This is a genomic window from Hyalangium versicolor, assembly GCF_020103695.1.
GTDB lineage: Bacteria > Myxococcota > Myxococcia > Myxococcales > Myxococcaceae > Hyalangium > Hyalangium versicolor.
The window spans coordinates 22962-46600 of sequence record NZ_JAHXBF010000019.1 but is presented as its reverse complement, the minus strand read 5'-3'; the positions used below and the strand labels follow the sequence as shown (position 1 = coordinate 46600).

The window sequence follows — 23639 nt, the reverse complement described above, 5'->3', positions numbered from 1 at the left end:
TGCGGACATTCCGAGGTCCAAAAGAAAACGGGCCACCCCGTGGGGCGGCCCGCGTCGAATCACCTGAAGCGCTGCCTCAGCTCACGGGAGTCGCGTCAGGAGGGTGAGGCGGAGGGGTCTGCTCCTCGCCGAGCGGTGGAGGCTGCCGCATCAACTGTTTGCGCCTGCGCCGCTCCGAGAGCCACAGCAGGAGCGCTGGGAAGGCCACCAGCATCACCAGCAGATTCACCCCGAAGCCGAGGATGGCGAGCGCTCCCACCGAGAACAGACCCGGGTGTCCCGCCAGGAAGAGGGCGCCGAAGCCCACGGCGCTCGTCAACAGGCCGCCACAGATGGCGCGCCCCGTCTCCGAGTACACCGCGACGAAGTCACTCTCGGGCGACACCAGTTGCGTGAGCAGGTGCACGCCCGCATCCACCGTCGTACCGATGAGCACCGGGATGACGAGGATGTTGAGGTAGTTGAACTCCATCTTCAGCAGAGGCATCACCCCCACCAGCGCCAGCAGCGACACCACCGTGGGCGTCAGACACAGCGACGCCATCCGCAGGCTGCCCAATGTCACCCACATGGCCACCAGCACCGCCAGCAGCGAGCCCACGAGGATGAGGGGGGCCTCCTTCGTCACCATGTCGAGGATGTCCGCCAGCACCATGGGCTCACCCGCCACGGCGATGTGGCCCTGACCGAGCTTCGTCACCTCGCGCACCTCCCGAGCCAGCGTCCGGATGGCTTGCCCATCTCCCAGGCTGATCCGCGGATACACCAGCACGAAACCGCCCTGCCCCTGGAGTCCCTCGAACTGCCTTCGCATGGAGACGGGTAGATCCTCCACGGTGAACGGCGTCGCGCGCACCTGGGCCCGTAGCTCCGTGAGTTGCTCGCGCTGCTTCGCATCGAGCTGGCCCTCGGGGACATCCTCGAGCAGCCCCTGGATCTGTTTCAGCACCTTTTGCTTGGCCGCCTGATCCGTGGGCACCAGCGTCTCCAGCGAGGCGACGAAGTCGATGGTGGAGCGCTCACCCAGCCGCTCCTTCTGCTCGCGCAGTTCCCGCACCACCGCGCGCTCCTCCTCCGGGCTGTTGGCCAACACCACCACGGGCGTCTGCGAGTAGCCGATCAGCCGGTTCACCTGGCGATCCAATATGAACGAGGGGAGCTGCTGATCCTCCAGCGAGTCGAAGTTGTAGTCGAAGCGCACGCGGCCAATGTTCGCCACGAGCACCGCCACCACCACGGCCGACACCAGCGTCAGCGGGCGGCGCCAGCGCACCACCACGGAGCCCAGCGGCGCGCGCTGGTGGGCCATGGAGGCCTTGCCCGGCTTCCACCCCAGCCGCGCCGCCAGCCCCAGCACCGCCGGCAGTACCAGCACATACGCCAGCACCATGAGCAGCATGCCGATGCCAGCGATGACACCGAACTCGCGGAACGCGCGGAAGCGCGAGGTGCCCAGGATGAAGAAGGTGAGCCCCGCCACCAACGCGGACGTGAGCGCCGCGCTGCCCGTATGGGTGAAGGACTCGCGCGTGGCCTCCTCCTCCTTCCATCCCTGGCCGCGCAGGTACAGGTAGCGCCCCAGCAGGTGGATGCCGTGCTCGATGCCGAGGCCTCCCAGGATGGCGCCCAGGAAGCCCGTGAGCAGGTTCACCCGCCCGTAGGCGAGCCCCACCAGCCCATAGGTCCACGCCAGGCCCATGCCCACTGGCACCAGCACCAGCGCCACCGCCAGCCCGCTGCGGAAGTGCAGCATCAGGTACAGCAGCAGCAGCACGCCCGCCACCGCCGAGGACACCGCGATGTCCCGGCCGATCTGCTTCTGCTGATCCAGCTTCTTCTGGAAGGTGCCGGTGATGGACGTGTGGAAGTCCTTCCCGTACTTCGACAGGTCCTCCGACTTCAGCAGCTTGTCCACCTCGTCCACGACGCGGCGGGAGAAGTCCAGGTCCGCGGAGATGCCCTCGGGCTTGGCCAGCAGCACCACGCGTTGCGCGGCCGGGTCCAGGTAGTACTCCCCGTTCGAGTTCGAATTGGAGCCCGCAAGCCGGCGCACGCTGCCCGCGCCGTACTTCGCCTCCAGATCCGAGAAGTCCAGCGAGGGTGGTTGCTCATCCAGCAGCGATACGTAGAGCGGGTTGGCGCGCTCCTTCTCATAGGTGATGCGCGCGTCCAGGCGCCGCTCCACCTCCTTCAAGTCGTCCACCGACAGGAAGTAGAGCGCGTGGTTCGAGAGGAAAGTCCCCGGCCGCCGCACCTCCACGAAGCGGATGTCCGGCAGCGACTCCAGCTTGGGCGCCATCTCGTCGGCGAAGCGGCGCAGGGACTCGGCATCGCTGCCCTCGCCCACCACCACCACCCAGCCCAGTCCGCCGAAGCGCTGCTCCAATTGCTGAAGGTCCTTCACGCTCTGGAACGAGCGAGGCAGCAGGCTCACCAGATTGGCGTCGAGCGACAGCCCCCGCGCGAAGAAGACGCCCAGCACACTGAGCACCAGGGCGATGGCCAGCGCGAGCCACGGGCGCCGGTAGTTGGCATCCGCCAGCTCGCCGAGCCCTCGCTCCAGTCGCCCTCTCCAGCCAGTCGAAGTCGTTGAGTCCGAGGCCATGGTCGCGGGTACGCCAGGAGCCTCGCGTCCGGGCCTCCCCGGTACCGCGGTGAACCCAGCGCATTCCCCTCCCGGGCCCGCGCCATGCGAGCCCCACCTTCCGGGCGGCAAGGTGGCCATGGCCGGGCAGCGGGGACAGGGCTTGTCAGCCGCTCGCCTGCCCAGGGTGAGATCGGTCACCTCTTTTCCGGGGCTGTCTCACTGTCGGACTAATGGATCCCGTGAGACGGGGGCAGACCGAACAGCCGGTGTCGGAAGAAATGAAGGGGCAGGAGGTTGTATCGCCGCAGCATGGGACTACGGACCCAGGGCTTGCCGGCCTGCACGCCCGAAAGGGCCTATCCGTTGACTCCAGGGACGACCCTGGCAATGGTGGGCCGCTTTCATTGCTGACCTTTGAACACCAAGAGCGGACACCATGAGTGACAAGAGTCTGTCGGCGCGTTTCGAGGGATGGATTGGAGCGCTCGCGGCGCTGACCCATCGCAAGCCCTGGCAGGCGCTGCTGCTGACCGCGGTGCTGACGGCGCTGGGGACGTGGTACTCGGGGACGCTCACGCTCAACGCGGACCTGGTGGGCCTGCTGCCCAAGTCGTTCCCCAGCGTCCAGGACCTGGACAAGCTGCGCAAGCGCTTCGGTGGCCAGGGCTATGTGGTCGTCGTCGGCATCGGCGGGGACCAGGACAACCTCAAGCGGTTCGCGGACGAGATGGCGCCCAAGCTCGCCCAGCTCTCGGAGATCCGCTACGTCCACTACCAGCGGCCGCGCAACTTCTTCGAGGAGCACGCGCTCTACTACGTGGACGTGCCGGACCTGAAGCTGCTGCAGGATCGGCTCGAGGCGCGCATCACCTGGGAGAAGGAGCAGGCCAACCCGCTCGTCGTCCGGCTGGAGGATACGCCTCCACCTCCCGTGGACTTCTCCGACATCGAGAAGAAGTACACCGGTGGCGCGCAGCAGCGCCTGGCCGAGGGCGAGGACATCTACTACCTGGACTCCAAGGAGCACATGGTGCTGCTGATGCTCAAGCCCAAGGGCAGCAGCGCGGACCTGAACTATGCCAAGCAGGTGGTGGGCCAGGTGCAGGACTTCCTGAAGAAGGAGGACCTGTCGAAGTACGGCGCGGGCTTCCAGACGGAGATCTCCGGCACCTTCAAGAAGAAGATCGATCACCAGAACGTCATCACCGCGGACCTGGCGAAGGCGTCGACGATCGCCATGGTGCTGCTGGTCCTCTATCTGGTGTTCCACTTCCGCAGCGGGTGGAGCGTGCTCTTCACGATGCTGCCCGTGCTGGCGGGCCTGTCGTGGACATACGGCTTCGTGGGTGCCTTCTACGGGAAGGTGAACCTGCTCACGGGCTTCCTGGCCGCGGTGCTGGGCGGTCTGGGCGTGGAGCACGGCATCCATCTGCTCGGGAGATACACGACGCTGAGGGCGGAGGGACACAACTCGCTGGATGCGGTGCGCGAGTCGTTCCGGCACACGGGCTTCTCGGCGTTCATCTCAGCGCTGGTGGCGGCGCTCACCTTCCTGAGCCTGTCCATCTCCGAGTTCGCCGCCTTCCACGAGTTCGGCATCATCGCGGCGGTGGGCATGCTCGTCAGCGTGGCCTCGTATGTGCTCGTGCTGCCGGCGCTGCTGGGGCTGGCGTCGCGCTGGGGCTGGACTCCGCGCGAGCACGAGGCGTCGGCCGGGCCCCTGGCGGCGCTGGCCCGCTGGCTGCCTCGCAACTACCGCGTGGTGGGGGGCGTCGTCGCCTTGGGGCTGGTGGCGCTCATCAGCCAGATTGGCCGCATTGGCTTCAACTACGACTTGTCCAAGATGGAGGACAAGAGCCTGGCGTCGGTGCAGCTGGATCGGCGCATCAACGACATCCTCGGGCACTCGCAGACGCCGGTGGTGGTGCTCACCGACTCGCAGGACATGGAGCGCGAGGTGGTGCAGCAGTTGGAGGAGCGCAAGAAGGAGAACGGCAAGGACACGACGATCGACTTCGTGGGCGCGCTGGTGGACCTGGTGCCCAAGCAGCAGGAGGAGAAGCGCTCCATCCTCACCGCCATTCATGAACGGCTGGAGAAGCTGGATCCGGAGCGGCTGCCCAAGGACATCCGCGCCAACTTCCTGCGGGCGCTGAAGATGACGCAGGCCAAGCCCTTCCAGCGCGAGAACCTGCCGGACGCGGTGCGGCGCGAGTTCGAGGGGCTCAACGGCGAGAAGGACACGGGCGGCGTGGTGCTGGTGTACGCGTCCATCAACCTGGCGGACGGCGCGGGGACGCGGCGCTTCGCGAAGGAGGTGCGCGGGCTGAAGCTGCCGGACGGCTCGCAGGTGTCGGCCGCGGGCGAGGCGCTCATCATCGCGGACATCCTGGACATGGTCTCCAAGGACGGGCCGCGCATCCTGGCCGCCGCGGTGCTGTCGGTGCTGGGGGCGATGTGGATCACCATGGGGCGGCTGCGCTCGGCGCTCATCTGCATGCTGCCCACGCTGCTGTCGGTGGCCGGCCTGGTGGGACTGATGGGCATCCTCGGCATCGAGTTCAACTACCTGAACCTGGTGGTGCTGCCGGTACTGGTGGGCACCACGGTGGATGCGGGTGTGCACCTGATTCAGCGTCTGTCCGAGCCGGACAGTGACTTCATCTCTGTGTACGCGGAGACGGGACGCGCCATCCTGGGAGGCCTGCTGACGAGCGCCATCGGCTTCCTGGCGCTGGCCATCGCGCGGCACCCGGGCCTCAACTCGATTGGCAACGTGGCCAACCTGGGCTTCGGGGTGAACGTCATCATCGTGCTGCTGGGCTTCCCGGCGCTGCTGCTGATGGTGGAGCGCTGGCGCAAGAAGCACAGCACCAGCGCCACGCCCGTCAAGGAGCCCTGAGCGCGGTTCGCGCTGGGCTACTCGAGGGCCAGCGAGGGACGGGGACTGCGACCGATACGTAGGACGATGAGCGACGCGGCGATGCAGATGGCGCCGGCCACGACCCAGGCCGGCGTGTACGTCGCCAGGGCGGTGCGAACCACTCCCGCGCCCAGCGCTCCGACTCCCGCGCCCACCTGGTGGGCGGCGACGATCCAACCGAACGCAATGGGCCCGTCGGCAGCGCCCACGGTCTGCGTCGTGAGGCGAACCGTCGGGGGTACGGTGGCAATCCAATCGAGCCCGTAGAAGACCGCGAACACCGGTAGGCCAAAGACTTCGAGCTCGAACGCGGTGGGCAGGTAGAGGAGCGCGAGCCCACGCAACCCGTAGTACCAGAAGAGCAACCAGCGGTTGTCGAAGCGGTCCGACAGCCAGCCGCTCGCGGTCGTCCCCAGCAGATCGCAGATCCCCATCATCGCCAGGAGCCCTGCCGCACGGACCTCGGGAATCCCGTGGTCCAGGCATGCGGGGACGAGATGGGTCCCCACCAGCCCGTTCGTCGTCGCTCCGCAGATGAAGAAGCTTCCTGCCAGCAGCCAGAAGTCACGGTGCCTGGCCGAACGCCCCAATGCGCCGATGGCATTGGCGAGCGGGTTGGTGGCCACCACTGCCTCGTCTGCGGCATCGGGCGCCGCCCCATAAGGGCGCTCTCCGACGTCCGAGGGTCGATCTCGAACGACGAGCGCGACGAGAGGAATCACCAGCGCGACGACGGCGGCGACACCCAGGGAGACGACGCGCCAGCCGTGGCGCTCGACCATGGCCGCGAGGATGGGTAGGAACACGAGCTGGCCCGTCGCCGTGCTGGCCGTGAGGATGCCCATGACGAGGCCTCGGCGGGTGGCGAACCAGCGGTGCACGACCGTCGCCCCGAGCACCATCGCTGTCGTGCCCGTTCCGAGCCCGACGAGCACTCCCCAGAAGGAGTAGAGCTGCCATGGCGCGTGCATTTCGTCAGCGCGACCCCCGTGCCAATGATGGTGAGAGAGACGAGGATCGTGCGGCGGATGCCAAAGGCCTGCATGAGGGCCGCGGCGAACGGGCCCATCAACCCATAGAGCACCAGGTTCAGGGACACCGCTCCCGAGATGAGGGCCCGGCTCCAGCCGAACTCCCGCTCAAGCGGGACGATGAAGACGCTCGGGGTTGCTCGCACGCCCGCGGCGCACAGCAGCACGAGGAACACGGCGGCAGCGACCACCCACGCGTAATGAATCTTGCGACGGCTCACGACAGAACCTCCTCGAAGCGGACAGCCAGGCTCCCGCGCGGGTTCTGGAGGAGCCCTGCGCCGCGAGCGGTTACAATACGATGTGAAAGGGCCATCACGCCCACGCTCCGTCCGGATCGGCGATGCCTCAAGACGAAGATCTCTCTAGAACCCTGTGTAACTGCCAGGCCCTGAGGCAGGCGTCGCGCCACGTCTCCCAGTTCTATGATCAGGTGCTCCTGCCGAGCGGCATCCGGACGACGCAGTACTCGATCCTCCACCGCGTGCATCAGCAAGGCCCCAAGACAGTGAACGAGCTGGCGGAGCAGCTCGTGATGGATGCGTCGACGCTCACGCACAACCTTCGGCCGCTGTTGAAGGAGGGCCTCGTCGTCCTGCAGGTCGGCACGGATCGCCGCACGCGTGTTGTGACGCTGACGCCCGAGGGGAAGGCCGTTCATAAGCGCGCCCGTGCTCTCTGGCAGCGTGCGCAGGCCGAGTTCGATCGCGTGTTCGGCGGCGACGAGGCCACTGCGCTGCGTGAGTTGATGTTCAAGGTGATTCGCTCCGACTTGTCGTCTGGGGAGACTGCTCGGCGAAAGCCATGAAGGCCGCGACGTGGTCCGCCCAGAGCTCGGGGTGGGCCTGCGTGAAGTGTCCGAACGAGCCTTCATGTCCCTGCTGGAGCACAAAGCGTCCTCTCCTCACGCGCGGCATCAGCCGCTCCATGATGCCCAGCGAGACGGGGTTGAACTCGTCATCCGAGAAGTTGAGCGCGAAGACCTTGGCCTTGATCGTGTCGAGCGCGGGTTCCGGATCGTAGTCAGCCGATGACTCGAGCGAGTACAGGATGTCGTTCGCGTCGAACCGGGCCGCTTGAGTGATCGCCTCATCCACATAGGCGTCGGCCGCGGCCAGATCAGGGATCGTTGCCTGGAGGTGCGGCACTCCGTCGAGGAGCATGCGGAAGATGGGGAATGCTTCGAGCCAGCCTCGTGGCGGGGCTACGTAGTCGCCGCCCTTCCATTCCGGGTCCTTGCGGATCTGATGGGAGACGAAGCGGCGCCAGAGGAGGTTGCGGCCGGAGATGCGCGCGGGCAGCGAGACGATGGGCATCACGGCCTCCACATCGTCCGGGTACAGCTCGCTCCAGAGCCACGCGTTCATCCCGCCCATGGAGAGGCCCACGATGGCGTGGAGGCGAGGAATGCCGAGCGTCTCCGTGACGACGCGGTGCTGGAGCTCGACGATGTCCCGGTAGCCGTACGCCGGGAATCGGGCTCGGAGGCCATCACTGGGCTTGCTGGAGCGCCCGTGCCCGAGGCTGTCCGGGAAGATGAGGAAGTATTTCGTCGCATCGAGCGGCTTTCCCGGAGCGAACAGCGCATCGACGAACGGCTTGCTTCGGAGCACTTCGCCGCTCGAACCTGTCCAGTGCAGGAGGAGGACCGCGTTGGTCACGGCGCCCGTCGCGTCCCGCCGCGGAGTCCCAGCCGTCGCGTAGTGGATGCGGAGTTCCGGCAGCGTCGCTCCATTGCGGAGCCGGTGGTTCGCGAACGTCGCATCCCCTTCCTGCACCGCCAGCTCGGAAGTCGCGCTGAACGGCACAGCCGTGGAGATGCCAGCCGGGGGCTCTGCTGCGGGGGGCCGTGTGGTTGCGCACCCGAATATCAGAAGGCTCGCTCCGAGGCACAGAACACGGTTCCGCATGAGGGAGCTCCTGGGACGGGGCAGCGACATGCCCATCAATATACCTGCATATGCAGGTAATTCAATGAGCGGAGCGTGCTGCCCACGCCAGATGGCAGCGGAGGGGGCCTGGAAGGGGAAGTTGGTGTGTCAGCGTCGATGGTCGCGCGTCGCTGGCATCGCGCGACACGGCCGCACATCTGCTAGAGTACTTACCCTGGAGGTTCTCCTTCCTTGGTACTACCCATGAAGTGGCTACTGCTCGCTCTGGCCTTGGTGGCGAACGAAGCCGCTGCCCAGCCTCAGTTCCCCGCCCGCCAGCGCCAGGATCGGCGCGCCGCACTGCCCACAACGCCCGCTGAGCCCATGCCCGAGGTGTACGTGGCCGCGGGCAACCTCACCATGGTGGCCTTCAACGGCCTGTTGGACCGGGACAGCCTCGTGTTGGACCGGACCCGCTTCAAGTGGGTGGACGTCGGGGACCGCATCCTCGCCCTGGAGCCCTTCACGGACCTGGGGCCAGGCGAGCGGCTCATCATGCAGGTCGGCTTCAAGGATCGCGCTCTGCCCGCGAAGGCCGTCCTGGCTGTTGTCTCCAAGATGGACGTGATGGACGGCAAGGTGGAGGTGGACCGGCGGGCGAACACCCCCGAGGCGTTGCTCGCGGCCCTCAACCAGAAGGAGGCGGAGCTGGAGGAGTTCAAGGCCCGGTATGCGGGCAACGGCCCAGCGAGCCTTGTCTTCTCGAAGTGGCTCACAGAGAACATGAAACCCATCATTTTCACACTGCCGCCGGTTCCTGCGAGCGGTGGGGGATTGGTGGTCGCAGAGGCTATTGGCTATGAGGGCACGTTCTCGACGCTGATGGTCATCCGGTTGCGGAACCTCGCTGCTCAGCCATCGTGGACACCTGGTCAGTGCCGCATCTCAGGGCCAGGAGACGCTCTGGCGAAGGTGCTCTCGGTGCAGATGAAGCCCGAGCGGCTGGAGGCCGGTGAGGAGGGAGTGCTTGTTGTCGAGACGAAGGTTCCGCCCTGGACGGCTGGCAAGTCGTTCAGCGTGGAACTCGTGGACGCCAGCGGCCAGCGGCGCCTTCTGCTCACTCTCGTGGCCAAATAGGAGGCCCCACCCGTGACAACGGAAGCCTTTCATCCCGACCAGCTCAAGCCGGGGGACATGGTGGGTCCCTGGCACATCGTCGAATCGCTGGGCAGCGGCAGCTTTGGTCACGCCTTCAAAGCGGAACTCCAGGGAGAGTTCTTCACGTTGAAGATGGCGGTGCGCCCACCGCCGGAGTTCTCCGAGGCCACGCCCGAGAAGCTCCGGGAGGAGGGGCAGGTGGATGGGCGCATGCGTCACGAGGGCGCCGTCCTGTTGGCCAACACCAGTGTCGAAGGCCTGCCCCACCTTCGGGGCATCGGTCGTTGGCCCCATCCCAAGAAGGGCTACCTTTACATCGTCACCGACTTCGTGCCCGGCGAGCCCTTCCATGACTGGCGTGAGCATGCTCGGCCCACCGCCGCTCAGTTGGTGGACATCTTCATCGCGGTGGTGCGCGTGGTGGTCGCCCTGCACGCCCACGGCATCCTCATCCGCGACTTCAAGAGCGAGCACGTCATCGTCCCGGAGGACGGACGGCCCACCCTCGTGGATTTGGGCAGCGCGTGGCTGCCGGGCGGCTCCACCCTCACCGTGGGGCTGGCTCCGGGGACGCCCTACGCGTTACCCCCCGAGTGCATCGCCTTCCTGCGAGAGGGCACCTGGAAGCAAGGCGCGCGCTTCGACGCGACGGTGGCCGGCGACCTCTACCAGATAGGCGTCTTCATGTACGAGGCGCTCACGGCGGGTTGGCCCTTCGATGCACAACTGCCGGACAAGGAGCTGCTCACGGCCATCCAAACCGTCGTCCCTCGCGCGCCCCACCGGCTCAACCCGGCGGTGCCGGAGTCGCTCAGCCGCATCGCCTTGCGGCTGCTCGAGAAGCGGCCGGAGGACCGGTACGAGAGTGCCAAGGTGCTGCTGCAGGCGCTGTGGGAGGCCAACAAGGAACGCTCCACGCAGGCCTGGCAGATGCCGCTGGAGATGCCTGCCGAGGGCCTGGCGCCCATGACCCAGGACGAGGAGGAGGAGCGCCGCCTTCACCAGCAGGAGTTGGAGCGCCAGGCCCAGGAGGCTCAGAAGAAGAAGGCGGAGGAGCTCAAACTGTCTCAGAGCCTGGAGCAGTTCTCCTCGGCCTTCCAGCAGATGGAGGGGGAACTTCGCGCCCTCGATGAGAAAGCGGCTCGCCGCCAAAAGAGATGGCGGAGAATCGGCCTCGGGGCAGGTTCTCTCCTACTGCTCCTGTTCCTCTGGATCGTCTGGCAGGTGTGGCGTACTCCCGTTCCGCCTCTCCCCGCTGCATCCGAGAAAGGAAGCTCGCTCGTGTCCACCCTCAGCAACTCCCGGCCCGTGAGGGCCACCGCCGCCTGGCTGTGCGCCACCTTCAGCGTTGGATGCACCGCGGCCCAGGTGCGGCCTCTGCCGGACGACTGCCCTCGGGAAGTTGTCGAGACCATGGAGCAGATGGACCTCATGAACCACGGGTCATACCGAATCATGATCGACATCAACCAACCCGGTACGAATCAGCAGGAGGGCACCTATCGCCCGGGGCCCATCGTCAGCAAGGTGGTGAAGTACTCGTGGACGGGACCGCTTCCGGAGGGCACCCTCCTGTACGGGCAACTCTGGACGGAGGGGCTCAAAAAGGAGTGGCAGGAGGCCGTGCTGGGCCGCTACACCGAGGCCCTCCTGCCGGACGGGCGCCGCATTCCCATCTGCTTCATCCTGGGAGACCAGACGGGGCTCACCATCAAGAACGATGGCTCGAAGCCCGGGGAAGCCCGCCTGCCACGGGAGTGGGTCGCCATGGCTGTCCGGCGCTGGCCTTGAAGGCGCGCGCTCAAACAAGGGGCTCATCCTTTCTCTGCTTCCCGGACAGACGAATGCCTCAGCGCTGGACGAGCTGCTGGGAGCCCGCCGGGTAGCGATCCCCCGCGGCCACGCCTCGGGGAGCGATGGCGTCGATGGCGGCGAGATCCTCGGAGGTGAGCCGGACCTCCAGGGCGCCGAGGTTCTCGTCCAGGTACTTGCGGCGCTTGGTGCCGGGAATGGGGACGAAGTCTTCCCCGCGCGCGAGCACCCAGGCGAGCGCGAGCTGCGCGGGCGTGCACTTCTTCTTCGCCGCCAGTTGCTCGATGTGCGCGACGAGCTGCAGGTTGCGGTTGAAGTTCTCTCCCTGGAAGCGAGGCGAGAGGCGTCGGTAGTCGTCCGGCTCCAGGTCCTCGAAGCGGCGGATCTGCCCGGTGAGGAAGCCGCGTCCCAGCGGGCTGTAGGGCACGAAGCCCACGCCCAGCTCCCGGCAGGCGGCCAGCACGCTGTCCTCCGGGTCTCGGGTCCACAGGGAGTACTCGCTCTGGAGCGCGGTGATGGGGTGGACGCGGTGCGCGCGGCGCAGCGTCTCGGCATTCACCTCGGACAGGCCCAGGAAGCGCACCTTGCCCTGGCGCACCAACTCCGCCATGGCACCCACCGTCTCCTCGATGGGGACCTGCGGATCGGCCCGGTGCATGTAGTACAGGTCGATGACGTCCACGCCCAGACGCTGGAGGCTGGCCTCGCAGGCCTGGCGCACGTACTCCGGCTTGCCGCTCACGCCGCGGTAGGCGGGATTCTTCGGATCCCTCAGGATGCCGAACTTGGTGGCCAGCACCACGCGCGAGCGGTGCGGGCGCAGCACGCGGCCCACCAGCTCCTCGTTGTGGTGCGGGCCGTACACGTCCGCCGTGTCGAAGAAGGTGATGCCTCGGTCCAGCGCGTGCAGCAGGGTGGCCTCGGACTCGGCGTCATCCCGCCCGCTGTAGAAGTCGGACATCCCCATGCAGCCCAGGCCCAACGCCGAAACTTCGAGGCCCGACCGCCCCAACTTCCGTGTCTGCATCATGTCCAGCGCTCCTTCTCGAAGAGGACCCGGGCTTCAGTTCCCGATTCTCACATATGAGATATTCTCCCATATGAGAATCGTCAAGAAGATCGTCTCCCCCGTGCTCCTCATGTTTCACAGCGCCAGAAACAAAACCCTTTCACGGAAAATGCTTTTAATTCCAATTTTACAAGTTTTCCGTGTTTGAGATCAGGATTATCACATTTAAAGTGTGTTCCAGTTCCTGGCTGTCATTGACGCAGTGTTTCAAAGAGGGATTGGAAGATGAGAAGACTGGGGATGTTCGTTCTGTTGTTTGCCGCCTTCCACGCAGCTCACGCACAGACCAAGAGCACAAAGAGAGGTCTTGGCTACGGCTACCACTCGGCTCAAGACATGCTGGCGCTCTCGCCAGGTATCAGTTGGTGGTACAACTGGTCGCCCACACCTGAATCAGGGGCTGCGAGCGTCTACCAATCCGCGGGTGTGGCCTTCGTCCCCATGGTCTGGGGAGGCACGCCCAATGCCGATCAGCTGGCAGCCTCCATTCCCGCGGGGGCTCAGTATCTGCTGGGTTTCAATGAGCCCAATTTCAAGAGCCAGGCCAACAAGACCCCGAGCCAGGCCGCGGCCCTCTGGCCTGTCCTGGAGGATGTCGCCCGGCGCAAGAACCTGAAGCTGGTCGCCCCGGCGGTGAACTACTGCGGAGACTGTGTCTCGGAAGGAGGGGTGACCTTCACCGACCCTGTCGTCTACCTGGATGCCTTCTTCGCCGCGTGTACGAACTGCAAGGTCGATTACATCGCCGTTCATTGGTACGCGTGCGATCTCGGTGCGCTCCAGTGGTACATCGGCCTCTTCAAGAAATACAACAAGCCCATCTGGCTCACTGAGTTTGCCTGTGGCGACAGGCCGCACGACCAGATCACCCTGGCGGTCCAGAAGGACTACATGACCGCCGCGGTCAACTACCTGGAGAACGAGCCCGCCGTCTTCCGTTACTCCTGGTTCTCCGGCCGGAACAATGAAATTCCCAATATCAACCTGCTGGGAAATTCGGGCCAGCTGACGGAATTGGGCCAGCTCTATGTGAATCTGCCTTTCAGCGGCGGCTCCACGAACGGCCGTCTCACGCCTGTCACGGCGCTGTCTTCCTCCAGTGAGAGCAACGGCACGCTGGCGGGAATGGCGGTGGATGGAAACCTGAGCACGCGGTGGAGCAGTGCCTTCTCCGATCCGCAGTATCTGTTGCTGGATTTCGGTGCCAGCAAGACGTACTCGCGCGTCAAGATCACCTGGGAGGCGGCCTATGGAAAGGATTACCAGATCCAGACCTCCAATGATCTCAATACCTGGACCACCCTCAAGTCCGTGGTCAACGGGGACGGTGGCGTGGATGACCTCACCGGCCTCTCCGGCACGGGCCGTTACCTGCGGATCTACGGAACCCGCCGTGCCACCGGGTACGGGTACTCCATCTATGAGGTGGAGGTGTACGGAACCTAGTCAGTCGCCGAGCGCTCCAGCAGGGCAGGGGAGAGGGCCTGCCCTGCTGTCCGAGCCGCACCCCCGCTACTGCACCTGCGCGAGGAGTTCGTTCAGCGCCTGCTCGGTGAACCGGCCCTCGGAGAAGTTGACCAGCTTGTAGACGGGCATGTCGTGGAGGAACACCATCGTCGACATCTCCGCCTTCTGCCGGGCGCGCTCCTCTTGGGGCGTGCGCTTGACGTTTGTCTGCGCAGGGGGCTCTCCCAGGAAGACCTTCGTCAGCTGCGGGTAGACGGCCTTGCCCTTGGGGTGGTTCTTGAACTCCTTCACCGTGGAGTTGCGCGTCAGCGCGGGGACGGCCGCCGGGCCCGCCTCCACCTCGACGTGCTTCCTCAGGGGCAGGTTCCGGGAGGAGCTCCCCACCAGGATGTCGAACCGGCCCGGGTTGACGGTCCAGCGGTGGAGCGGAGTGTTGTAGTAGGCGAAGTCCCGCTGCTTCAGCGTGAAGCTCACCGTCTTCTCCTCACCCGGCTCGAGCGCCACCTTGGTGAAGGCCTTGAGCTCCTTTTCGGGACGGCTGAGCACCGGCTTGTCCTCACGGACGTAGAGCTGGACGATCTCCTTGCCCGCCACCTTGCCCGTGTTGCGCACCTTCAGTTGGACGGTGAGGGTGCCGGTGTCCTGGATGGACGGCGCGCTGAGCGTCAGCTCCGAGTAGGCGAACGTCGTGTAGCTGAGCCCGAAGCCAAACGGGAACAGCGGCGTGAGGTTCTTCTTGTCGTAGTACCGGTAGCCGATGAAGACGCCCTCGCCGTATTGGGCCTGCTGGTTCAGTCCGGGGAACTCGGTGGCGGTGGGCGTGTCCTCCAGCCTCATCGGGAACGTCTCCGCCAGCTTCGCCGACGGGTTCACCTTGCCGGTCAGGATGTCGGCGATGGCCCCGCCTCCCGCCTGGCCTGTCAGCCACCCTTCCAGCAGTGCCTTCACCCGGCCCACCCACGGCATGGCGATGGACGAGCCGTTCATCAACACCACCACCGTGTTGGGCTGCACCTGGCTCACCACGTCGATCAGCCGGTTGTGCCCTTCGGGTATGTCCAGGGCGGCTCGGTCGAAGCCCTCGGACTCGTAGCTGTCCGGCAGACCGGCGAAGACGATGGCCACGTCCGCCTCACGCGCCTGCTGCCGCGCTTCCTCGAGCAGCTGGGGCGTGGTGACTCCCTCCAGGTCATAGCCGCTCGCGTAGCTGAGGCGCTCGGTGCCGCCGAGGAGGGTCACCAGCTCGTCATACGCGTTGGAGATGCGGGTCGGGTTCACCTGCGAGCTTCCGGCGCCCTGGTAGCGGGGCTCCTTCGCGAAGGCGCCAATCACGGCGAGCTTTTTCTTCTTGCCCGCCTCCAACGGCAGGAGGTTGTCGTCGTTCTTCAGCAGGATGATGCTCTCGCCTGCCACCTGCCTCGCCAGGGCGTGGTGCTGATCCGCGTCGAAGCGAGCCCCGGGCTTGCGGCTCTCAGACGCCTTGAGGACCACCGCGAGCAGCGTGGTCACCACCTCGTCCAGGCGGGCCACCGGCAGGAGCCCCGAGTTGACGCCATCGATGATCTTCTTGCGGTTCACCTCGCCGCTGCCGGGCATCTCCAGGTTCAGCCCGGCCGTCACGCCCTTCACGCGATCGTGCACGGCGCCCCAGTCCGACACCACGAACCCTTCGAAGCCCCACTCCTCCCGGAGGATGTCCTCGAGCAGCAGGTGGTTCTCGGAGGCGTAGACGCCATTCACCTTGTTGTACGCGCACATCACCGTCCAGGGCTGCGCCTGGGTGATCGCGATCTCGAAGGCGGGCAGATAGATTTCCCGCAGGGTCCGCTCATCCAGGGTCGAGTTGCTGATCATCCGCTCGTGTTCCTGGTTGTTCACGGCGAAGTGCTTCAGCGACGTTCCCACGCCCTCGCTCTGCACGCCCTGGATGTAGGCCGCCGCGAGCTGGCCGGCGAGGATGGGGTCTTCGGAGAAGTACTCGAAGTTGCGCCCGCCCAGCGGAGAGCGCTTCATGTTGATGCCCGGGCCCAGCAGCAGCTGGACGTCGTTGGCCTGGCTCTCACGGGCCAGGGCGACACCCACCTGCCGGAGCAGGTCCGTGTCCCAGCTGGAGGCCAGCGCGGAAGCAGTGGGGAAGCACGTGGCGGGCACGGCATCCGCCATGCTCGGACCCTGCGACTTGCGTAGCCCGTGCGGACCGTCCGTCATGTAGATGGAGGGCACTCCCAGCCGCTCGATCTTGTGCGTCGTCCACGCGCCGTTGCCAGACAGGAGGCGAGCCTTCTCCTCCAGCGTCATCTGGGCGACCAGCTCCCGCGCTCTTGCCTTGTAGACTTTGAATTGTTCGGACATGTCAGAAGGTCCTCGTCGAGAGACACCGGCAGGGTTCAGGGTACCGACACCGCGTTCTCCGCGATGACGCCGCGGTACCAGAGCGCGCTGTCCTTGGGGATGCGCTGCTGGGTCTTGTAGTCCACCCAGACGATGCCGAAGCGCTGTGAGTAGCCGCGGTCCCACTCGAAGTTGTCCATCAGCGACCACACGAAGTAACCCGCCAGCGGGACGCCGCTCTCCATCGCGCGGTGGGCCGCGACGAAGTGGTCTCGGAGGAAGGCCAGCCGCTTCTCATCCTTCACCCGACCATCCGGACCAGGAGCCGTCGCGTAGCTCGCGCCGTTCTCCGTCACGTAGATCTTCCGCGGCCGGTATTCGAGGTGGACCCGCGTCAGGATGTCCCGGAGGCCATTGGCGTGGACCTCCCAGCCCATGTCGGTCCATTCCTTCTCGGGCGCGAGGAACACCGTGCGAGGCTCGTTCTGCGCCTCCGGCACCTTGCCGCTCCGCATGACCGTGCGGTTGTAGTAGTTGATGCCCAGGAAGTCGCACTTCGCCGCGATGGCCTCGAGGTCCCCTGGCTTGACCTCGGTGAAGCCCTCGGGCGGCAGGTGCCCGGCTGCGATGTGGTCGGCGACCATGTCGGCCGGGTAGTGGTGCCCGAAGAGCGGGTCGAGGAACCAGCGGTTGAAGTAGCCGTCGAAGTGCCGGGCCGCGTCGTGGTCCGCCGCGCTCGGAGAGGCCGGCTCGGTGGGCGTCAGGTTCAGCGTGATGCCGACCTCGGAGCCCGGGCTCTCGGCTCGGATGACGGGGACTGCCAGTCCGTGGGACAGCAGCAGGTGGTGGCTCGCCGCGAGCGCCGCGCGGTAGTCCTTGAGCCCCGGCGCGTGACGGCCCTCCCAGTAGCTCAGCATGCTGGCGCACCAGGGCTCGTTGTGGGTGATCCACTTCTTCACCCGGTCGCCCAGGGCGCGCGCCACGACGCGCGAGTAATCGACAAACGCCTCCGCGGTCGGCCTGCGCGCCCAGCCGCCCTCATCCTGGAGCACCTGGGGCAGGTCCCAGTGGTACAGCGTCACGTAGGGCTCGATGCCCGCCTCGAGCAGCGCGTCCACCAGGCGGCCATAGAAGTCCAGGCCGGCCTGGTTCACCTTGCCGCGGCCGGTGGGGATGACGCGCGGCCACGCGACGGAGAAGCGGTAGTGCTTGATGCCCAGGCTCTTCAGCAGCGCCACGTCGTCGCGGAAGCGGTGATAGTGGTCGCAGGCCACATCGCCGTTGGTGCCGTCCTCCACCTTGCCCGGCGTCTTCGAGAAACGATCCCAGATGGATTCGCTGCGCCCGTCCTCCGTGGCTGCTCCTTCAATTTGATAGGAGGAGGTGGCGGCGCCCCAGGCGAACTCATTGGGAAATCGGATGATCGTCATGATGTGTGTGGGACCTCGGTTCAGCCAATCTCATCACGGAACTGTGCTCGCCGATGGCCGCGTTTTCCACGGGGACGGTCATGGGAGTGTCACTGTTCAATTCCTGTGAGCCCACCGTGCTGGAGGCGGAGTTCTTCCCGTACAGGTGACAGCGCACCCAGCGATCCTGGCCGAGCGTCGTGGAGGCGGGCATCTCCTGACGGCACACCGCCATGACGCTCGGGCACCGGTCCGCGAACGGACAGCCGGGCGGAGGGTTGATCAGCTTCGGCGCGCCGGACTTCGCCTTCAGCTCGCTGCTCATCGAGCCGTTCGGGTCGGGCACGGCGGACAGCAGCAATTGCGTGTAGGGGTGCGCCGGCCTCTGCATCAGCTCCTCGCTCGGCGCGGACTCCACGATGTTGCCCGCGTACATCACCATCGTCCGGTCCGCGAAGTAGCGCGCGCTCGCCAGATCGTGCGTGATGTACAGATACGAGATGCCCCGCTCCTCCTTGAGCCGCTCCATCAGGTTCAGGACGCCGACGCGGATGGAGACGTCCAGCATGGAGATCGGCTCGTCGGCCAGGATCACCGAGGGGCCCGGCGCCAGCGCTCGAGCGATGGCCACGCGTTGACGCTGTCCGCCCGAGAGCTGGTGCGGATAGCGGGCCGCGAGCTCGGCCGCGGGGTTCAGGTCCACGGTCGTCAGCAGCTCATGCACGCGGTCCTTCAGCTCCGGACCGGACTTCGCCTTCCCGTGGAGGAGCAGCGGCCGCTCGAGGTGGCTGCCGATGGTGTGGACCGGGTTCAGCGAGCCGAACGGGTCCTGGAAGATCATCTGCACCTGCGATCGATAGTCGAGCGAGGCTTGCTTCGGCTCCTCCTGGAGCATGTCCCGGCCGCGGAAGATGATCTTCCCGGACGACGGTTCCATGAGCCGCACCAGGAGCCGGGCGATGGTGCTCTTGCCGCTGCCGGACTCGCCGACGAGCGCCACCACCTGCCGGACTCCCAAGGCGAAGGAGACCTCGTGGAGCGCGCGAAGCTGCTTCGGCCGGAAGCCACCGCCCACATGGAAGTACTTGCTGAGGGCCTTCGCCTCGAGGATCGGCTGATGCTGCCGAAGGTCGGTCGTCATGCGGACTCCAGGTGGCAGGCCTCGATGTGGTCGGGACCGAGCCGGCGCAGCTCGGGTGCATCGGTCCGGCAGCGGTCCGTCGCTGACGGGCAACGGGGATGGAAGCGGCACCCCACGGGGAGCTTCCGCATGTCCGGGGGCGAGCCTGGGATACCCACCAGCTTCCTGCGCGGGCCTCGGACGGAGGGGACCGAGCCCAGCAGCCCCTGGGTGTACGGGTGCCGGGGCGTGTGGAAGAGCTCCTTCGAAGGCGCCATCTCCACGAGCTTGCCCGCGTAGAGCACGGCGATGCGCGTGGAGAACTCGAGGATCAGCGAGAGATCATGCGTGATGAACAGGATCGAGAACCCGAGCTTGTCCTTGAGTTCGGCGACCTGGTGGAGGATCTCCTTCTGCACCACCACGTCGAGCGCCGTGGTTGGCTCGTCCATGAGCATCAGCGGCGGATCGAGCGCCAACGCGATGGCGATGACCACGCGCTGCCGCATGCCGCCCGAGAGCTGGTGCGGATAGCTGGTGAGCCGCGAGCTGTCGATGCCCACGAGCTTCAGCAGCGCTACGGCGCGATCCATGGCGTCCGAGCGCTTCACCGGCTGGTGGGCCTGGATCGCATCCACGATCTGGTCGCCAATCGTGAGGATGGGATTGAGCGAGTTCATCGCGCTCTGGAAGACGAGGGACACCTTGCGCCAGCGCAGCTTGCGCAACTGTTCCTCGTTCATGCCGAGGATGTCCTCACCTTCGAAGAGCACCTGCCCACCGGTGATGACGGCGGGGGGCCGCAGGATGCGCAGGATGGCCTGCGCCACGGTGGACTTGCCGCTGCCCGACTCTCCGGCCAGCCCGAGCACCTCGCCCTTGCCGATGTCGAACGAGACGCCATCCACGGCGCACACGGGGCCCGCGGGCGTGAGGTACTCGACCCGGAGGTCCCTCACCGAGAGCAACGTCGAGGGCTTAGTGTCCATGATGGGCCCTCACCACAGGGGTCGTCAGCCCCCCTTCCAGGTTGTTGCTCTTCAGCATCTGCGTCCAGCTCCGCTCGGACCTCAGCCGGGGGTTGGTGATCTCGTCGATGGCGAAGTTGACGAGCACGAGCGCGAACCCGACGAGCGCGACGCACAGGCCCGTGGGTACGACGGTCCACCAGGCCCCCGTCAGCATGGCCGCATCGTTCGAGGCCCAGTAGAGGTTGGTGCCCCACGTCACCGTGCTCACGTCGCCCAGGCCCAGGAACTCGAGCCCCACTTCCGCGCCGATCGCGTAGACCGTGGCGGAGATGAAGCCGCTCATGAGCAGCGACGTCATGTTGGGGAGGATCTCCCGGAAGATGATCCGGAAGCGCCCCTCGCCGCTCACGATGGAGGCCAGGACGAAGTCCTTCTCCCGCAGCGAGAGGATCTGCGCGCGCAGCAGGCGCGCGTTCCACGCCCACCCGGTGATGACCAGCACGAGCCCGATGGTGACGGGCCCGGGCTTCAGGTACGCCGCGATCACCACGGCCAGGGGCAGCCCGGGCATGATCAGGAAGATGTTCGTGAGGAACGACAGGACGCTGTCGACCCAGCCGCCGAGGAACCCGGCGGCCATGCCGACCAGCGCGCCGATCACCATCACGATGAGGCCCGTCAGGAACCCCACCATGAGCGAGGTGCGCGCCCCGACGATCGTCTGCATGAGCACGTCCTGGCCCTGCGCGGTGGTACCCAGGAGGAACTCAGAGGAGGGCGGCTGGCTGGGTGGGCCCACGAAGGCGGACGCGTCTCCCGGCATGAGCACCGGCCCGAGGAGGGCCAGCAGCAGGAAGAGGAGGATGAGCACCGCACCGGCCAACGCCTTGCGGTTCTCGAGCAACTGCCAGATGAACCCCGAGCGAGGCTTCCGGACTTGATGCGTGGATGGCATTCCAGGTCCCCCGTTTCCTTCCGTCAGTTGCTGCGTGCCCGAGGATCGAGCCAGACGTAGACGATGTCCACGAGCAGGTTGGCGGCCAGCACGGCGAAGGTGATGGTCAGGAAGATGCCCTGCATGAGGGGATAGTCCTGGTTGCGCACCGCCTGGATGAGCAGGTAGCCCTGTCCGGGGTACGAGAAGACCTTCTCCGTCAGCAGCGAGCCCGAGAGGACGAAGCCCAGCGCCATGCCGAAGCCGGTGACGTTCGGCAGCAGCGCGTTGCGAGCGGCGTAGTGGAACATGATGCGCCACTGGGAGAGGCCCTTGGCGTTCGCCATGGTGATGTAGTCCTCGGCGAGCACGCCGACCATGGTGCTGCGCATGCTGAGCATCCAGCCTCCGAGCGACGCGATGACGATCGCCGTGGCCGGGAGCACCATGTGGTGGGCCACGCTGAGGATGAACTCGCCGGTGAAGGCGGGCGCGAGCGTGTCGCTGTAGGCATGGCGGACCGGGAAGAGGCCAGCCACGAAGCCCAGCCCGTAGAGCAGCAGCATCGCCAGCCAGAAGTAGGGGAACGCTCCCAGGAAGACGAGCACCGGGGGCGCCACCGAGTCCAGCCAGCCGCCGCGCCGCCACGTGGCGATCACTCCGAGCATCGTCCCGAGCGCGAAGCTGATGATGACGGCCACGCCCGCCAGCAGGAGCGTCCAGCCCAGGCCCGTGGCGATGACCTCCGTCACCTTCGCGGGGAAGTAGGCGACGGACAGGCCCATGTCCCCCTTGAAGAGGTGGGCCACGTAGGTGAGGTATTGCTTCCAGAGCGGCTCGTTGGTGAAGCCAAAGGCGGCGCGCAGCGCGTCCATGGCCTCGGGCTGCAGCTCGCCCCTGAAGCGCGCGAACATGGCCGAGGCGGGATCGCCCGGCATGAGTCGCGGGATGAGGAAATTGAGCGTTAGAGAGGCCCACGCGGCGATCGCGTAGAGGCCCAGGTTTCGAAGCAGGTGTCGCACGGTTCGTGGGCCTCTCTCACGCGGGGGGTGCTACTTGGGCTTCACTTCCACCAGCAGGAACAGGTGCTCCGGCTGGCTGTTGGGCGTCAGCTTCGCGTACGGGTTGTCCTTGTTCGGGAAGCCCGTGAAGCGGCGCGTGCTGTACTCACCCCAGGACGGGCCCGGGAAGAGGGGGATCGTCGGCGCGTTCTGCACGAACAGCATCTGGAGCTGCCCGGCGATCTTCTTCTGCTCCGCGAAGTCGCTCGTGACTTCGAAGGCGTGCAGCAGCGCGTCAGCCTCCTTGCTTGCAAAACGGTCCCAGTTCCGGGCGGCAATCTCTCCCACGGGCCTGAGCGTCTCGGTACCCATGAGGTCACGGTAGAAATGATAAGGTGTCGGCTCTTCCGACGTCCACCCCATGCTGATGTCGAACTCGCCCTTCTGGAGCTTCTCGAACCAGGGGCTGAAGTCGAGCGTCTTGACGGAGGCGTCGATGCCCACCTGCTTGAGGTTCTGGGCGATGATCTGCACCGCGCGCACCCAGTCCGACCAGCCGGTGACGACGTTGATGTCATACTTCAGGGGCTTCTTGTCCGGCCCCACGCGGATGCCATCCTCGCCCCTCTTGAGGCCAGCCTCGTCGAGCAGTGCGTTGGCCTTGGCCACGTCCAGCTTCGTCCAGCCGCCCGCCGCCACGGCCTCGGGGTTGCGCCAGCTGTTGTGGGCGTCGCTGAGCGCGGTGGAGTCCACGGGCCTCGTGTAGCCATACATGGCCACCTTGACGATCTGATCGCGGTCGATGGCCATGCTGATGGCCTTGCGCACGCGCACGTCATCGAAGGGCTTCTTGGTGGTGTTGACGTAGAGCGTCGTGGTGTTGCCGACCAGCGGGAACCAGTAGTGGTTGTTCTCCGGATCCTTGGCGACGAAGACGCGCTCGATGTCGGGCACGAAGCTGCCAGCCCAGTCCAGCTCGCCGGTGAGCAGCGCCAGGTTCGCCTGGTCATTGCCCGGGTAGGCGGGGAAGCGCAGGCTCTCGATGGCGGGCTTGCCCGGCTGCCAGTAGTTGGGGTTGCGGCCCAGCTCGAAGACCTGGTTCTGGAACACCTTCACCTCGGTGAAGGGGCCCGTGGCCACCGGGTTCTCGTTCTTGTAGGTGACCGGATCCTCCACGTCCTTCCACTTGTGCTCGGGGACGATGGGCTGGTGGACGATGTAGACGAGGCCGGGGACGAAGGGGCGCGAGAGGTTGAACTCGACCGTCGTGTCATCCTTGGCCTGCACCGACTCGAGGAAGGCCCAGACGGCCGCGAAATCCAGGGCCTTGTGCTTCTTGAGGACTTCGAAGGTGAAGGCCACGTCCTTGGCGCTGAAGGGCTGGCCGTCCGACCACTTCACGCCGGGGCGCAGGGTCAGGGTGAGCTTCTTGTTGTCCGGGCTCCACTCGTACTTCTGCGCCAGCCAGGGGACGAACTCGCCCTTGAGCGTGTTGTACACCATGAGCGGCTCGTAGACGCCGGCGCGGGTGGGCCAGCGCGCGGTGCCGGGAGCGATCAGCGGGTTGAAGTTGCGGACCCAGGAGGCCTGCTGCTCTTGGACGACCGTCAGGGCCGTGGCCTTCGGAGCTGCTGCCTTCTCCGCCGCGGGAGCCGCCGCGGGCGTAGATGGGGCGCTGCTCTCTTGAGAACTCTTCGAACAGTGGACGAGACCCCCCAGTGACATCAGGGAGATGCACAGCATCAGCAGCCGGCGTGACATGGATCACTCCTTCGTGGAGAGAGGCCCCATATACGCTATTCCCCACATTGCGAGGACAAGCGTTTTCCGACGCAAAGCGTTATCAGTCTTCAACGCACGGCGTTAATCCAACGCATGGCGTTACGGGCTTCCGGTGTCGCTGCCCCCTGAGGGCATCAGACCTGCCAGGCCCCCTGTCCGATGGATGACTTATC

The 23639-nt window shown here is 66.1% G+C and carries 16 protein-coding genes and 1 pseudogene; 5 read left to right on the top strand and 12 right to left on the bottom strand.

The genetic code is table 11. The features are described from left to right. Positions 1-76: 76 nt before the first annotated feature. Entirely contained in the window at positions 77-2605 is a 2529-nt protein-coding gene (locus KY501_RS34320) for an efflux RND transporter permease subunit (protein ID WP_224367916.1), read from the bottom strand. A gap of 418 nt (positions 2606-3023) precedes the next feature. Between KY501_RS34320 and KY501_RS34315 the strand changes: the two genes are divergently transcribed. Next, positions 3024-5489 (top strand): efflux RND transporter permease subunit, encoded by a 2466-nt coding sequence (locus KY501_RS34315; protein ID WP_224367915.1) that lies wholly within the window; start codon positions 3024-3026, stop codon positions 5487-5489. 17 nt (positions 5490-5506) lie between these two features. Here KY501_RS34315 and KY501_RS34310 read toward each other — a convergent pair whose 3' ends face one another. Further along, entirely contained in the window at positions 5507-6481 is a 975-nt protein-coding gene (locus KY501_RS34310) for an MFS transporter (protein ID WP_224367914.1), read from the bottom strand. Positions 6482-6546: 65 nt separating this feature from the next. Next, positions 6547-6687: pseudogene (locus KY501_RS54375) on the bottom strand (MFS transporter); the annotation flags it as partial. A 197-nt stretch (positions 6688-6884) separates the two neighbouring features. On the opposite strand from KY501_RS54375, the gene KY501_RS34305 reads away from it, so the two are divergent. After that, positions 6885-7349 carry a MarR family winged helix-turn-helix transcriptional regulator gene (locus KY501_RS34305; RefSeq protein ID WP_224367913.1) on the top strand — a complete coding sequence of 155 codons (465 nt, stop codon included), beginning with the start codon at positions 6885-6887 and terminating at the stop codon, positions 7347-7349. On the opposite strand, the gene KY501_RS34300 is transcribed toward KY501_RS34305, so the two are convergent. Next, the gene (locus tag KY501_RS34300; protein WP_224367912.1) at positions 7294-8451 is read right to left on the bottom strand and encodes an alpha/beta fold hydrolase; all 1158 of its coding nucleotides are present in this window, start codon (positions 8449-8451) and stop codon (positions 7294-7296) included. The genes KY501_RS34305 and KY501_RS34300 overlap by 56 nt on opposite strands. A gap of 225 nt (positions 8452-8676) precedes the next feature. Between KY501_RS34300 and KY501_RS34295 the strand changes: the two genes are divergently transcribed. Both KY501_RS34295 and KY501_RS34290 read left to right on the top strand, forming a co-directional pair. Continuing rightward, the gene (locus tag KY501_RS34295; RefSeq protein ID WP_224367911.1) at positions 8677-9549 is read left to right on the top strand and encodes a DUF2381 family protein; all 873 of its coding nucleotides are present in this window, start codon (positions 8677-8679) and stop codon (positions 9547-9549) included. A 12-nt stretch (positions 9550-9561) separates the two neighbouring features. Continuing rightward, positions 9562-11361, top strand: coding sequence for a serine/threonine protein kinase (locus KY501_RS34290; RefSeq protein ID WP_224367910.1), 1800 nt, complete (start codon positions 9562-9564; stop codon positions 11359-11361). A gap of 58 nt (positions 11362-11419) precedes the next feature. Here KY501_RS34290 and KY501_RS34285 read toward each other — a convergent pair whose 3' ends face one another. Then, positions 11420-12409, bottom strand: coding sequence for an aldo/keto reductase (locus tag KY501_RS34285; RefSeq protein WP_224368153.1), 990 nt, complete (start codon positions 12407-12409; stop codon positions 11420-11422). 282 nt (positions 12410-12691) lie between these two features. Here KY501_RS34285 and KY501_RS34280 point away from each other — a divergent pair, with 282 nt between their 5' ends. Continuing rightward, complete coding sequence (locus KY501_RS34280) at positions 12692-13897, top strand: glycosyl hydrolase (RefSeq protein WP_224367909.1); 1206 nt, start codon at positions 12692-12694, stop codon at positions 13895-13897. Between the two features lie 66 nt (positions 13898-13963). Here the strand turns inward: KY501_RS34280 and KY501_RS34275 are convergent, their stop codons facing one another. Genes KY501_RS34275 through KY501_RS34245 form a run of 7 tightly spaced genes read right to left on the bottom strand, consistent with a single transcriptional unit; the run spans position 13964 to position 23445 of the window. After that, entirely contained in the window at positions 13964-16270 is a 2307-nt protein-coding gene (locus KY501_RS34275) for a glycoside hydrolase family 3 C-terminal domain-containing protein (RefSeq protein WP_224367908.1), read from the bottom strand. Positions 16271-16305: 35 nt separating this feature from the next. Continuing rightward, positions 16306-17679: a GH1 family beta-glucosidase gene (locus KY501_RS34270; RefSeq protein ID WP_224367907.1), complete on the bottom strand. Its 1374-nt coding sequence runs from the start codon at positions 17677-17679 to the stop codon at positions 16306-16308. Continuing rightward, complete coding sequence (locus KY501_RS34265) at positions 17654-18799, bottom strand: ABC transporter ATP-binding protein (RefSeq protein WP_224367906.1); 1146 nt, start codon at positions 18797-18799, stop codon at positions 17654-17656. Before KY501_RS34265 ends, KY501_RS34270 begins: the two co-directional genes overlap by 26 nt. Next, positions 18796-19767: an ABC transporter ATP-binding protein gene (locus tag KY501_RS34260; RefSeq protein WP_224367905.1), complete on the bottom strand. Its 972-nt coding sequence runs from the start codon at positions 19765-19767 to the stop codon at positions 18796-18798. The genes KY501_RS34265 and KY501_RS34260 overlap by 4 nt, the downstream gene beginning before the upstream one ends. Further along, positions 19757-20704, bottom strand: a complete 948-nt coding sequence (locus KY501_RS34255) for an ABC transporter permease (protein WP_224367904.1) — start codon at positions 20702-20704, stop codon at positions 19757-19759. The genes KY501_RS34260 and KY501_RS34255 overlap by 11 nt, the downstream gene beginning before the upstream one ends. Before the next feature lie 23 nt (positions 20705-20727). Further along, the gene (locus tag KY501_RS34250) at positions 20728-21705 is read right to left on the bottom strand and encodes an ABC transporter permease (RefSeq protein WP_224367903.1); all 978 of its coding nucleotides are present in this window, start codon (positions 21703-21705) and stop codon (positions 20728-20730) included. A gap of 30 nt (positions 21706-21735) precedes the next feature. Next, entirely contained in the window at positions 21736-23445 is a 1710-nt protein-coding gene (locus KY501_RS34245; protein ID WP_224367902.1) for an ABC transporter substrate-binding protein, read from the bottom strand. Positions 23446-23639 lie beyond the last annotated feature (194 nt).